The sequence below is a fragment of the Aliterella atlantica CENA595 genome, assembly GCF_000952155.1.
Classification (GTDB): Bacteria; Cyanobacteriota; Cyanobacteriia; order Cyanobacteriales; family Chroococcidiopsidaceae; genus Aliterella; species Aliterella atlantica.
In genome coordinates this window covers 1-12132 of record NZ_JYON01000037.1, presented here as the reverse complement: position 1 = coordinate 12132, position 12132 = coordinate 1, and the positions used below count along the sequence as shown (strand labels likewise).

At 41.7% G+C, this 12132-nt stretch carries 18 protein-coding genes; 12 read left to right on the top strand and 6 right to left on the bottom strand.

Going from position 1 to position 12132, the window contains the following annotated elements:
- Nucleotide 1 precedes the first annotated feature (1 nt).
- Complete coding sequence (locus UH38_RS22650) at nucleotides 2-274, top strand: hypothetical protein (RefSeq protein WP_045056977.1); 273 nt, start codon at nucleotides 2-4, stop codon at nucleotides 272-274.
- A 157-nt stretch (nucleotides 275-431) separates the two neighbouring features.
- On the opposite strand, the gene UH38_RS22645 is transcribed toward UH38_RS22650, so the two are convergent.
- Nucleotides 432-806: a hypothetical protein gene (locus UH38_RS22645; protein WP_045056976.1), complete on the bottom strand. Its 375-nt coding sequence runs from the start codon at nucleotides 804-806 to the stop codon at nucleotides 432-434.
- Between the two features lie 265 nt (nucleotides 807-1071).
- Between UH38_RS22645 and UH38_RS22640 the strand changes: the two genes are divergently transcribed.
- Together UH38_RS22640 and UH38_RS22635 are read left to right on the top strand one after the other, a co-directional pair.
- Nucleotides 1072-1563, top strand: coding sequence for a hypothetical protein (locus UH38_RS22640; protein ID WP_144405753.1), 492 nt, complete (start codon nucleotides 1072-1074; stop codon nucleotides 1561-1563).
- A 238-nt stretch (nucleotides 1564-1801) separates the two neighbouring features.
- Nucleotides 1802-2062 (top strand): hypothetical protein, encoded by a 261-nt coding sequence (locus tag UH38_RS22635; RefSeq protein ID WP_144405752.1) that lies wholly within the window; start codon nucleotides 1802-1804, stop codon nucleotides 2060-2062.
- 10 nt (nucleotides 2063-2072) lie between these two features.
- Here the strand turns inward: UH38_RS22635 and UH38_RS22630 are convergent, their stop codons facing one another.
- Nucleotides 2073-2909: a helix-turn-helix transcriptional regulator gene (locus UH38_RS22630; RefSeq protein ID WP_045056973.1), complete on the bottom strand. Its 837-nt coding sequence runs from the start codon at nucleotides 2907-2909 to the stop codon at nucleotides 2073-2075.
- Nucleotides 2910-3053: 144 nt separating this feature from the next.
- Here UH38_RS22630 and UH38_RS22625 point away from each other — a divergent pair, with 144 nt between their 5' ends.
- The 9 genes from UH38_RS22625 to UH38_RS22585 all read left to right on the top strand — a co-directional run bounded on the left by UH38_RS22625 (nucleotide 3054) and on the right by UH38_RS22585 (nucleotide 8291).
- A complete protein-coding gene (locus UH38_RS22625; RefSeq protein WP_045056972.1) occupies nucleotides 3054-3689 on the top strand; it encodes a hypothetical protein in 636 nt (211 codons plus the stop codon).
- On the top strand, nucleotides 3682-4272 hold the full coding sequence (locus UH38_RS22620; RefSeq protein ID WP_045056971.1) for a vWA domain-containing protein: 591 nt from the start codon (nucleotides 3682-3684) through the stop codon (nucleotides 4270-4272). The genes UH38_RS22625 and UH38_RS22620 overlap by 8 nt, the downstream gene beginning before the upstream one ends.
- A 50-nt stretch (nucleotides 4273-4322) precedes the next feature.
- Nucleotides 4323-4691 carry a hypothetical protein gene (locus tag UH38_RS22615; protein WP_045056970.1) on the top strand — a complete coding sequence of 123 codons (369 nt, stop codon included), beginning with the start codon at nucleotides 4323-4325 and terminating at the stop codon, nucleotides 4689-4691.
- Between the two features lie 42 nt (nucleotides 4692-4733).
- Nucleotides 4734-5138 (top strand): hypothetical protein, encoded by a 405-nt coding sequence (locus UH38_RS22610; RefSeq protein ID WP_144405751.1) that lies wholly within the window; start codon nucleotides 4734-4736, stop codon nucleotides 5136-5138.
- Nucleotides 5139-5141: 3 nt separating this feature from the next.
- Complete coding sequence (locus UH38_RS22605) at nucleotides 5142-6101, top strand: hypothetical protein (protein WP_045056968.1); 960 nt, start codon at nucleotides 5142-5144, stop codon at nucleotides 6099-6101.
- 110 nt (nucleotides 6102-6211) lie between these two features.
- On the top strand, nucleotides 6212-6418 hold the full coding sequence (locus UH38_RS22600; RefSeq protein WP_160296013.1) for a Lar family restriction alleviation protein: 207 nt from the start codon (nucleotides 6212-6214) through the stop codon (nucleotides 6416-6418).
- 133 nt (nucleotides 6419-6551) lie between these two features.
- Nucleotides 6552-7715 (top strand): GIY-YIG nuclease family protein, encoded by a 1164-nt coding sequence (locus tag UH38_RS22595; RefSeq protein ID WP_045056966.1) that lies wholly within the window; start codon nucleotides 6552-6554, stop codon nucleotides 7713-7715.
- 68 nt (nucleotides 7716-7783) lie between these two features.
- A complete protein-coding gene (locus UH38_RS22590; RefSeq protein WP_045057014.1) occupies nucleotides 7784-8065 on the top strand; it encodes a type II toxin-antitoxin system Phd/YefM family antitoxin in 282 nt (93 codons plus the stop codon).
- Nucleotides 8028-8291, top strand: coding sequence for a Txe/YoeB family addiction module toxin (locus tag UH38_RS22585; protein WP_045056965.1), 264 nt, complete (start codon nucleotides 8028-8030; stop codon nucleotides 8289-8291). Before UH38_RS22590 ends, UH38_RS22585 begins: the two co-directional genes overlap by 38 nt.
- Here the strand turns inward: UH38_RS22585 and UH38_RS22580 are convergent, their stop codons facing one another.
- From UH38_RS22580 to UH38_RS22565, 4 genes are all read right to left on the bottom strand, one after another.
- A complete protein-coding gene (locus UH38_RS22580; RefSeq protein ID WP_045056964.1) occupies nucleotides 8292-9086 on the bottom strand; it encodes a RecB family exonuclease in 795 nt (264 codons plus the stop codon). It abuts the gene before it with no gap.
- 72 nt (nucleotides 9087-9158) lie between these two features.
- Nucleotides 9159-10118: a ParB/RepB/Spo0J family partition protein gene (locus UH38_RS22575; protein ID WP_045056963.1), complete on the bottom strand. Its 960-nt coding sequence runs from the start codon at nucleotides 10116-10118 to the stop codon at nucleotides 9159-9161.
- Nucleotides 10111-10761, bottom strand: coding sequence for a nucleotide-binding protein (locus tag UH38_RS22570; protein ID WP_045056962.1), 651 nt, complete (start codon nucleotides 10759-10761; stop codon nucleotides 10111-10113). The genes UH38_RS22575 and UH38_RS22570 overlap by 8 nt, the downstream gene beginning before the upstream one ends.
- 89 nt (nucleotides 10762-10850) lie before the next feature.
- Complete coding sequence (locus tag UH38_RS22565; protein ID WP_045056961.1) at nucleotides 10851-12080, bottom strand: hypothetical protein; 1230 nt, start codon at nucleotides 12078-12080, stop codon at nucleotides 10851-10853.
- Nucleotides 12081-12132: the final 52 nt, after the last annotated feature.

Genomic DNA, 12132 nt, shown 5'->3' with positions numbered 1-12132 from the left:
CATGAATTTTATTAAAGGATTGCTGGGAGTCGGACTGTTGGTAAGCGCTATTTATACAGGTTTTGCCAATTTTCCCTTGTGGAGCATTCTGTTATTATCCTTATTGTTCACCGCCGCTTATATTCAGGGTAAGTGGTACTTGTGGCATAGGTTATTTCAGCAACAGAATCGCCAACTATATCAGTCTCTACTCGTGACTTATCTAATTCAAGCAGTTGTAGTGTTCGTCTTTTACTTGCTTGGTAGTGGAGTAGCAAGATTGTTGAATCGGTGATGATATTTCGACTTACTGTCTGTGATTTACTGGGTACTACAGATGGACTGATTGTAACCCCTACCTGTAGAGTGCGATCGCTCGTGAATCTATAGAAAAGTATTGGCACAGCAAAGACAAACAGTACCAAGAATACAAACGAAAGTTATTTATTTATTTATTGATTAGCAACCATTCTTGAACAAGTAATTTCTTGGTTGCCACTGTTGAGGATTTTCACAGATACTTCACCTTTAGCAAGACAGGTAGTAATTTTATTGCCTTTCCTAAGAAGCAAGTCACGAGCAAGAGTACAACTTCTAAACTGTCCTTTCTCATCAAAGGAGATATATTGTTTTTGCTGGCAAACAAAGTGATTGTTACTCAACCCAATATTGACATCAAAATTCAAAATGCAACTTGCTAAAGAACCATTAGCATAATTGATAGCCGTATCCATTTCACAAGAAAGTGCCGCTTTGACGGTTTGAGGAGATATACCAATAAAACTGAATGCAAACAAAGAAGTTACTAATAATTTTGCAGCTTTCATACAGGAATTAAGCAAGTAAAATAAAGCAATAAATTACTTACTATTCTCAATATGAACATCTTCTAGAAGCATCAGGACTAATACGGTACTTCATATAAAGCTTTATTGTTGCTCATTCGCTTCTAAGTAGAATTGTTGGAGTTACTTAAATTCTCTATGTTCTAAAGCAGCTTCTAAAGACTCAGCCAGCATAGTAATATTTAGTGAATTCTTGAGGTACACGAGCGCTAACGCGCAAGCAAGAATGAAGATTTTGCAATTAATTATGAAATTATTATTTACTTATGACTTGGAAATGGTGACTGTATTACAATACCTGAACTTCATCCAGTCTGAACTACCCCTAGCGAAATATCCCCTTGCTAGCAATACTGTAAAAGTATTCCTGCAAAAAAAGACTGCTTCTCGTCGCCAACTCTTGAAAAACGCCAGCTACGCAATGCACCTTAGCAGTTTAGCTAGCCAAGAAAAATTACGCTCGTTTAGGAAGCTAATTTCTCAGGAGCAAAACATCCTTTTCCAAGCATACAAAACAAAGCTATACCAATTTTTAGCAATTGTTACAGTTGTTACTCTACTAGCAGCATTGTTAAGCATATTAGCAAAAGATAATACGCAAGCTATCAACGGCATATACTACAGTATTTTAGCGATCGCTTGCTCGTATGTTATTTATCATGCCGATCGAATTTTGATACAGATAGAGAAATACGATACTTACAAAAATTTGATAAAACTAGCAGAATATCAAGATTAACTGTTGTAATTCTCAAGCGCTGCTTTGTGTTCATCAATCAAGCGATCGCGTACTAACTTAGGCGCAACAACAACGCAGTCTTTGCCATAAGGTAGCATCTCGCGGGTAAACTAGAAGGTATTGGAAATGCGCCGAACTACTTGCAAAGAGCAAAACATCCTTTTCCACAGTGATTTTATACTTTAAGGTAGCAAAAATGAATTTTGTAAATCAACCTGAAACTTTTAAAATTTCGATTTTGGGTAATTATCCTGAATGTCAACACTGTCCGATAACAGATTATCTTTGGCATGATGTTGTATTATCGCTGCCAGAGTTGGGAAATGTTATCAAAATTGATGACAATTTGTTCCAAATTGAGGGTGTTCGTCTTGACAATTTGTGGATTGATGAAGAAGACAAAGACACTTACATAATCGATGTTCGTCCTTATCGGGGAGAGATTGAACCTGTACTTACATATACATATAGTTCTGCGATGAGTGAATTTGAGTATTAAGCAGAAGAAGCTACCTACTATGTTGATAATTCCCGATTGCAGCTTTGTGTTCATCAATCATACGATCGCGTACTGGTTCTGGCACAACAACAACACAATCTTTCCCATAAGTTAGCATTTCTCTAACAAACCAGAAGGTGTTAGAAATACGCCTTTGGACTTGCTTAATAGGCGGTTCAATGCTCTGCCAATTAGTAGTAATGTCGCTAGAGCGACGAGCATAAGCATGAGCAAATCCGTCAAGTAGTTGAAATTCTACATCTATGCAATCTAGCCCATCATGCCAATCGCCCTCAAGTGGCACAATTGCCGCATCTATAATTCTGTCTAAGCGCAGCGTCCAATTATGTTGAAGCTCCTCTAAATCTCGATTGCCTTCTGTTTCCTCACACCAGCACTCCAGATAGTTACGCTTCTCGCGCCAAATAACTTGTGCAAAGCGCACATTGTACGACCACACTCTGCCTGCCCCGTCCTGGTAGGAAAGCCCAAAAGGTTGCTGCCTATCAATATATTCCTCAATTCTTTCAATCCAAGGCGAGGCGATCGCACTTGCGGCATCATCTAGCTGCTTCGTCAATTCTTCCTCAAGGAGCAAATTATCTAACGCGAAACTAGCAAGCGTTCTGGCTGCTTTTAGTTCGGCACGTTCGGTAAGTGCCAATACTGCTGTAAGTATTGTCTGCTGCTCCAGCTTTGATAACGTCACTCTCCCCAATGATATTTGCCCAATGGCGATCGCTTGGACGAAAGCGCTAACACTTCTATAGTCATGCTTGTGAGCTAAGGAAGCCAAGTCTTGATACTGCTGGTTGGATTGAAAGGAAAACTGTTTCTGTAAGCGCATTCCAACAAATGTCTAACGGTTGTATTGACAGCTTAACATTATTTTAACTATCTGTATTGACAATACTTTAACTCTAGCATACACTAAGATTGTCAATACAAAATTTATATCTGTAAATACAGCAGTGTTTTAAAGGAGGCAAAGATGGACTTTTCAACACTTAATGACGACCAACTATTACAACTATTAAAGCTAGCGATGGCTGAAGCATTAAAGCGTGGCGGCGCAGTACGTGTCGCTGCCGAGCAAGAGGTAGTGAGCGCCCAGGAGAAAGCAGAGATCGAGCGTGAAGTAGCAGAGAAATTGCGATTAGAAAAAGAAGCAAGAGAAAGAGAAAGGATTAAACAAGCAGCAGAAACGAGGTTCAGGCAGGAGGAAAACCAGAAAAAAGCTGCTGCAACCTCTTCTAAGTGGAGTAAAAAAAGCGCGATCGCTTGGGCGCTGAAGGAATGGGGCTACGAAGGTAAATTTGAACTGAACATCTGGAGTAACGGCGCAGACAGGCGTGTTTATTTCCAACAGGATTGCCAAGGAACTTGGAAGTGGTGTTTGTATTTAACTGGTAACAGGTATCATCCACCGATGGAACTAGAGGGAGAAGGTGTGGACTGTTGGTTTGACGATCGGCAAAAGGAATTAAAGGCGTTCCTCTCTTTGATAGCCAAACAGTGGCAAGGCGATCTGAAAACATCGAACGAAGTGGGGGACGTTACGCCTGACTTTGCGACACTAAATAGTTACCGCAAAGTCTTAAATTTGAAGGAAACTGCAAATGTCTAATCTTACCAATCCTTTAGAAGCCATACTCGTTCAAGCAGCACAGTTACCAGAAAGTGGGGCGCTCAAGAAAGTAAGCAAGCGGATTGATGCTTCTGGAGAGAATTCAGCAATACTACTCGATGTCTCTTCATCAATGAATGAACTGGTACATGGTGGCGAAAGAAAAATTGACGTTCTACGCAGCGTATTTCACTTGAGAACCAAGGCTGCTAATGAAATAGCGATCGCCTTCAGTAGCATTGCTGCAATTATTCCAGATTTTGCTTTTATTCCTCACCCTAACGGGAATACAGATCTAGAGCAGGCGATTTTTCTTGCTGCTACTTACAAGCCCAGAGCGACTTTAGTCATTAGCGATGGAATGCCGGACTGCGAAACTAAAGCACTTAATGTTGCTAAAAGACTCACTGGCGTAATCAATTGCCTATTTGTTGGTAACGAGGAAGATTTGAGCGCGATTGCTTTTATGAACAAGCTAGCGAGACTTGGCTGCGGGACAGCTACAGTCTGTGACATCTCTAAGCTTGATGGGGAGCCAAAGCTAAACAGTGCAATTGCCCTTCTACTACCACCTGCCTCCTAATTCTGAACCCATTGGCTAAATCGACTACAACATTTTTCCTAAGCAGGAGCATGGAAATAGTGAAAATTTATCTACTTGATGATAGCGAACATCACTACAGCGAAACTGGATTGTTCTTATACAAAGTGGTTACATCAATTATTCACTTTGAGTCAAGTGATTTCAAGTCAAGTGATAATGAGCAAGCCCTGCCGCCGGAACAAGTCGAATGGACAGAAGATAAAGTTTTATTAGAACTGACCCTTGGAGATAAGGTTATTTCTGGAATACCAGGGGTAGAAATAAGACGCGAGGCAGTTTACAGCGACGGGCGACGAGAAAGATTAGAAACTTTGAGCTTGGACGTTACTACTGTGTACTCGCTGTATCAACACCTCAAAAATATTGACCAGTCTAACCCAGATAATTTGATGTGGTAAATTGGCAACTTATTTAAAGAATTATTATTGGAAGTTAAAGCAGTGAAATTTATTTGTACTTTGCCCGAACAAAAACATTATCAACCTGTTCAATCGACTACTCCAGAGCAATACATCTGGGTAGATAAAGCTTCCAATCTAATACGCATAGTAGCTCCTGTCCCCGACCCCTGGAAGCGAAAATGGGTCGTATTACCGACTATTAATAGGTCGAAAAATGACACTGAGCGATATCCTAATAAACTATCATTGAGATGCTTTGCCCTCGATGAGTCTAATCAAGATGCACCCAAGGGTTCAATCGAGCGCGAAGTGATGCACGGCAAGTTCACTCATTCTCAGAATAGCCCTGTTCTATTCTATAGTTTTCCTCTAGAGGAAAACAAGAAAACCTACGGGCATTCAATAATTCAGCAATGGCTAGTTTACGCCTTTTTTGAACTATAAGTTATGCAACTAGCATCCTCCATCCGCTACGGTGGCATATTCGTTAAAGCGGCAGATTGCGATTACGAAGCATACCGCAACCTGGGGCTTATCTGCCCAAACTGTCACGAGTCCGTTTTCTTAGTGCAGCAGCACGATCGCCACTACACTAAAACAACCAAAGTAACCTCAGTAGCCGCCCACTTCAACCATCGCCCTGACAAAAGCACTGATGCAATGCAAGAATGTGAATTGCGCGTTAAGCAGATTACGCCAGCAGAAATTGAAAGGCGAGAAAATGCCAGCCGCAGCCAAAGGCTAAGATTGTTCAACCGCCATCTTTGGAATATTTTGCAAACTTGCTACAAACTAAAAACTTTTGATGAATCAGTTATCTTGCTTAAATCAGGTTTTAAGTTAGTAGCTGAAAATCCCAATCAAGCACAAGCTATTTTCCAAGTTTACATTGAATTATTAACTACAATTTTTGTCAATGAAGTTCCGCGAATTCACGATGAATCTGAGTATTGCGTGGAAAGATTGATTAAAAAAACTGAAAAAGAGCAATTGGTAAAAAACGAAAGCTTACAATTTCTACTAGCCGTATGGCGGCAGAAAATCGATAAAAAGATGCACATTGCAATATATAACGAAGTTGTAGACTGTTTGGTACAGAAAAAGCACTTACTAATTCTCCAAAATCTAGCTACTTTAGGATTGTATAATTTCGTTTGCATAACTGCTATTTGCAAGGAAAAGCAACTGCCGATTAACGAACGATTAACAGCTTATAATAGTCTACACTCGCAAACTACTAATATAAATGAATTGGTCATTTGTGAAGTATTTTCTAACTTAGTTGATGTCTTCTGCAGCAATAACAAACAAGCAATGGAAGCGATCGCTGCTTTTGTGCGCGATGATGTACTAGAAACGATCGCCTTTACACCTTGGGCGGAAGGCTTTGAAAAATTCAGTGGTTGAGCGAAGTCTATAAAGAGCTTTGCATTTATAATTTTTTTGAAGCTGACATACATTAACATCTGAATCATTAGACAGTTTAAATGGATCTGTTTAGTAAATTTGGTTTTGTAATGAGTGAAAAAACAATAGAAGGCAAAGACTATTTTTTGCCTTGCCCATTTTGCGGCAACTGTGAATTGGAAATCATTGAATCAGAGTTTGAAGATAGTCAGAATGGAGAGGGACTAACAGTTTATTGCGATTGTGGCGCACAAGGTCCGGCGGCAAAAACTGAGGATGAAGCAACACTAAAGTGGAATAGTCGGTTTAAAAGCTAAAACCTGAATATTGCTACAATTGTTCGCCGATACTCTCTTCAAGATAATAACCAAATTATAATTTGTTGCTCTTAATGATGCTGCATTCGAGAGCTTTCTGGGCTAAGACACTGTTTAGTTGGGCAATAATTGTATGTGGCTGCGGTACGGCGTAGATGCTACTGGCAAACTAATCGAAATTGAGGATGTAGCCAGCGGCAAGGCAAACTTGAGATGCCCGTACTGCGGCAAAGTGCTGATCGCCAAAAAGGGTAAAGTTAAGGAACATCACTTCGCCCATGATGGAGAAACGTGCAACCTAATCATCAAAAGACAACCACGAGATATTCCCCATCTACCTCTGTATGATGCCTTCGATATCTACCTATCAGGCAAAGAATTAGAGCAACTCAAGAAGCTTTGGCACAGGCACAAATCTCATAACAACGGTATAGATCGCCTGGAGGTATTGCCAGCATTCACTAGAGAAAACCTGATAGAGACTTCGCCCTCAATCAATGCTGTTACTGGGAGAAATGCATACCAGTTCACAGAATTAGGACAAATCCCAGTTGGTATATTACCTCTAGCTGTATTTAATCCCATTCATGAAATACAGATTAAGCAAAAATTAGCTCAATTGGAAGCAGCGATTTTTAATAACTCTGGCTCTGTACTACCGCCAGGCGAACTACGGATTCGCCTTACGGATTTGCGGATCTATTGCGCCCAGATGAGAAAAATCTTGCTCTCCAGCTTGTATTATCTGAGAGTGCAGGCAGAGGGGCAAGTGTTGCATAAAATCGGTATAACTACCCGCTCTATGACCAAAAGACTTGCAGAAATATATCGGGATTTGCGATTACACTATGGGGTAGTAGAAATCGAAGTGCTGAATACCTGGGCGAATCGGGGAAATGTAGAACGCTATTTTAAATATCGGTATTGGGATTTTAATCATCCCATCGGTAGCCTAACCGAGTATTTTAAGTTTGCTAACCCAGACGAAATCCAAGCAGTGGAACGCGATCTATCCCAGATGCAAGCTAAAGTGCTATCACCAGTAGAACAAGAAATTATGGATGGTAAGCAAGATGAGTTTCTGGCACTCGTCTTAGCGGATGAGCAGATTGCAACGGGTAACAAACAAGTTAGCGATCGTCTACAGGTAGAATTACAGCACAATTTCCTTACCAAACCATCGTCGCAACAGGTAATTACAGCACTGCACCAGGGCGCTTCCTTGCGCGATGCGGCGCTAACGGCTTCTGTGCCTGTTGAGGTGGCGCGTAAAGTTTTGGCGGCAATGCAAAGATGATTCAAGATTAGAAAATAATAGCTTGTACGCAATAACGTACAATTGAATAAGCAACAGGGATGAAAATTATGGATGTACTATCTGTAACTCAAGCGAGGGCAAAGCTTTACCACTTGATTGATGAAACAGCTAATGCTCATAAACCAGTTTTAATTACAGGTTCGAGAAATAATGCGGTGTTAATAGCCGAGGAAGACTGGAATGCGATTCAAGAAACCTTGTATTTGATGTCAGTACCAGGCATGGCAGAGTCGATTGCCCTTGGTAGTAAAGAACCAGTAGAAGAATGTATCACTTTAGAGGAGCTAAAACTTGAGTTGGCAAATAGTGCTGACGAAGCAAGCAGCTAAAGATGCACAGAAGCTAGTTAATGCTGGCATTTGGAGTAATGCAGAAAGATTGCTAGCGATCGTAGAAATTAATCCTTTTCAGAACCCGCCGCCCTACGAGAAATTAATTGGTAATTTAAGCGGGTACTATTCGCGCCGAATCAACATTCAGCACCGCTTAGTTTATGAAGTGTTGAAAGATAATAATACAGTTAAAGTGCTAAGGATGTGGAGTCACTATGAATGATTAAATATTCAAGGCTAACTGAATCTGCTCTGAAGCTCTAGTATTACATGGCAATGGTTCGGGATTATCCTCAACGGCAGCACAATAGCGCTTGTAGCTACAGATTTCGCACTGCTCCCCAGTATGCGCTTCCCAAAGCTCATCGTTACGTAACTTCCAGGCTATCTCGCCCACAACAGCTTCTACTTTCTGCTGACAACTGCTACTCGCCTCAAGTACAACCTTCTCCCCCGTCCGCAGGTACAATAAGCTCAACTGTTGTAAGCAGGAGTGATATTTCTGCTCTAGAGCGATGTAGTACAGACCAATTTGTAGATCGATCTCCTCTTCTGGCAGCAATTTGACTTCTTTGCTCGATTTGTAATCGATTAGCTCTAATCCGTCTTCTAAATAGTCAATGCGATCGTAGCGTCCAGAGATTTTGAACTCTAATTCATTAACCACCAAGCGACCCTGAATTTTGCCTTCAACAGCTAGGGGTCTTGCGATCGGAGTTTCTCCAGCGATGAACTGCTGATAATAATTTGTTAAAATCTCTAGCCCTTCCTCCACTTGGCTAGGACTCAAATTACCAGAGTATTGCTGCCAGCAGGAATTGAACCAGGTATCAGGTGGTATAGGTTTGAGGTAGTCCCAATCGCGGTAGGCTTTAGCTAGCGTTTGATGCAGGGCTGTACCGAGTGCGGCATTACCAAAGAAACCAGGAGCCTTCAGACCTAATTCGTATCTGAAATAGTACGCTTGGGGGCAGCGATGGTAGGTCTGGAGTTTGGTAGCTGAGATTTGGTAAGCCATGAGAAGATGCGATCGCAGTGCGGGATTTTTAGTAGAACCTATCTCACTAATTCACTAATATAAAAATCAATCCTATAATAACTGTTCCAGTTGAGCCATAAGTCGCTCTAATTGTCTTGCTTTCTTGGGGTCTTCCCAGACTTTTGCTGCCTTAATTCGCTTGTAAGTATCGCTAAATCGATCTTGCGTCGTAGATACCTTTCGTTGACTTTTTGGCGTTAGTTTCAAAATGTGTTGTTTGATTTGAGTGAGCGACAAGCAGTCGCAGATAGCAAGTTGTAGTAGGTCTTGCCTTTCTTGCTCGTCTTTTACCTTAGCAATTTCTAGGGCTTTAGTGTATTCAATCTTGCCTTCGCGAATTGCCTGCAAAATTTCTGGCGGCTTCTTAAGTAACGGTAAGCGTGTAGAGACAAAAGAGCGCCAAGAAATTTGTCCTAAAAAATTGAATGTGGACTCAACAATTTCATATTCATCGCTAACCAAAACGTTTTGGTTAACCTTCTTTACCTCGTTGTTTAAGCGGTAAAGTGCCTGCACCGCACCCTCCAGCGTAGTATCAAGCTTTATAGCAAGTAAGTTTAACGTCCCATCTAACTGCTCTAAAACGCTAAAACTACGCCTGTTAATATTTTCTGAGAGCGAAGCGATATAAGCTTCTTCATCGCTCCAATCGTAAACGAGCGCAGGGACGCTATCTAAATTCAAGATTTCTGCTGCTAGGTAGCGTCTTAGCCCTGCTACCAGTTCGTAATTATCCGCGCTACTTCCAGGCAGAAGACGCACCCAAAGGGGCGACTGAATACCGTTGATTTTAATATCAGATTCTACCCACTTTTCTAATTCTTCCCGATCGTAGTAGTGACGTAGTGGCTTACGATCGCGCGTAAAACTAAAAGTTAAATTAACTGATTTTCGAGGTAGTAATTGCAGCGTGTTTGCGGGCGCAGGCTCGTTTGATACGCTCCGACCAAAAACAAAAGCTTCTAATTGCGGTGAATTTTCTACAGCTTCTTTAAGAGAGCGCCTAGCCATGCAATACCTTCAAAACTTCTTTAAACAGTTTATTGTATTCTGCCGATGCCATTTCTGCTTGCTCTCCTTTGATTTGAAATACAGTTTTTTGCTGTCCTGGAGCGTCAGTAATGCAAGTGCGATCGTAAATTACCGTACTTGCAAGCAAGAGCGAACAATCTGACAAAGCTTCTTTCGCTTCACGCAAAAGAACTGAGCGCTTGACTTTTGCCGCGTTGATAAAAATTAAAGCTTCGGGCTTTCCACCTCTAAGTTCGCGGACGTGGTTGACAAACTGCACGATCGTCGCACTGCTACGCAAGTCAAACTCTGAAGCACGAGTCGGTACTAAAGCTAGATCGCAGCGACTTAATATAGCTTTTGTAATTTCTCCAGCATTTCCAGGTCCATCAACAACTACTGCTTCGTACTCTTTCGCAAGTATTGGTAGTTTTTCAAATAGCTGTTCTGGATTGCTAATTTGTAGTGTCTTCAACCCTAAATGCTGCATCCAAGGAGAAGCACTTTGCTGACCGTCGGCATCGACGAAAATTAAAGAGTGCTTCTGGCTCAACCAGTAAGCAAAATGCCCTGCCGTACTCGATTTGCCTGCTCCGCCTTTTTGTCCGACTACAGCATAAATTTTGTGAGGTTTAATTGGCATTCGACCCTTAAAAATTTACTACTATCGAGTCATACTAGCACCAAATAATATTTTGTTAGCAAGCCTTGCAAGATATTGGTAGTTGAGCATTAAGAGCGTAAATGATTTGGTACTTTCTCCAACACCATAGTATAAGCCCCCAGCTTCCCTACTACTGATTGCCACCGCTTCTGCCTAGCGCCAGTCCACAAGATTTTGCCTACCTTATCTTTCGCCTTACTCAAGTTTTTCCCCTCCAAGTCGCCGTAAAGTATCCGCGCTACTTTCTCGGAATCCATTTCTTGCCCAGCATTTTCTTGTAATACAGTTGCTACTGCCTGGGTATAGTTAAGGTGCTGGTACGCAGGCAGTAACTTGAGGATTCCGTTACTTTTGGGAGTGATGCCTGTGGCGGTATGCTCGTTCGCAACCTTCGCTTGCTGCGAACTAGCAGGTTGATCGGGCTTCACTTCACGATCGACTAGCTTTATATCAACCGTGTAACACCCAGGTTGGTCTGGTACTTTGTCCCATAAACCCTTAGCAATACCTTTACCCAAAGTTTCATATAACCTTTGCTTCTCAACTTTGAAAGCTTCTGGTTCTAGATTGCCGTAGAGCGAACGGACAATGTAATCTGTGTGAAGAATAGTACCAATATTCTCTTGCAACAGTTTTTCTACTGCCTCGGATCTAGTTAAGTGTTGGTACTGTGGCAGCAGAGGTGTCTTGAGTAGTTGAGTCTTGTTCCCTCGATTAGCTTGAGGAGCTTCTATTTCTGGAATGGGTAGTTCATCCACTACTGATGACTGTGGCTGATTTTGCTCGCCCGCCTCAAGCTGGTCTTCTGAAGGTATATCGGCAGGACTGATTTGTTCTAGGTCCAAACTAGATTCCTGATTTTCCTCAATTGCTTGTACTTTGCCCTGGAGAGTAGGGATATCCTCAGATTGCTCTGCTACTGGAAGTTCTTTGGGTTCAACAACTTCGGTTAGAGCTAAATTGTTATTAATAGTTGATGCCTGCATAGAGATAGTCTGCCCGTCTCTATCCTGCATGGCTATTTGTTCTGCTAGGAGCGCGTTGATATGAACTAATTGCTCTTTTGCTCTACTTAGCAGCCCTTTTTGGTCCTCCAACGTAGCTTGATAGTACGATCGCATTTGCAGCAGATTCGTTGCAAACTGCTGGTTGTCCAATGTTTCGTCTACTAGCAGAGCATTGACGTGAATCAGCCCTTCTTGGGCGTTAGCGATCGTGCGATCGCATTGATTGATTTGCGTTTGGTAGTGCGATCGCATAGCAAGTAAATTAGCGATGAAGCTATCTATCGGTGGCATTTTGGAGGATTACGCTTTATAGCTAGGATAATTGATATGCAGCTACCACGTT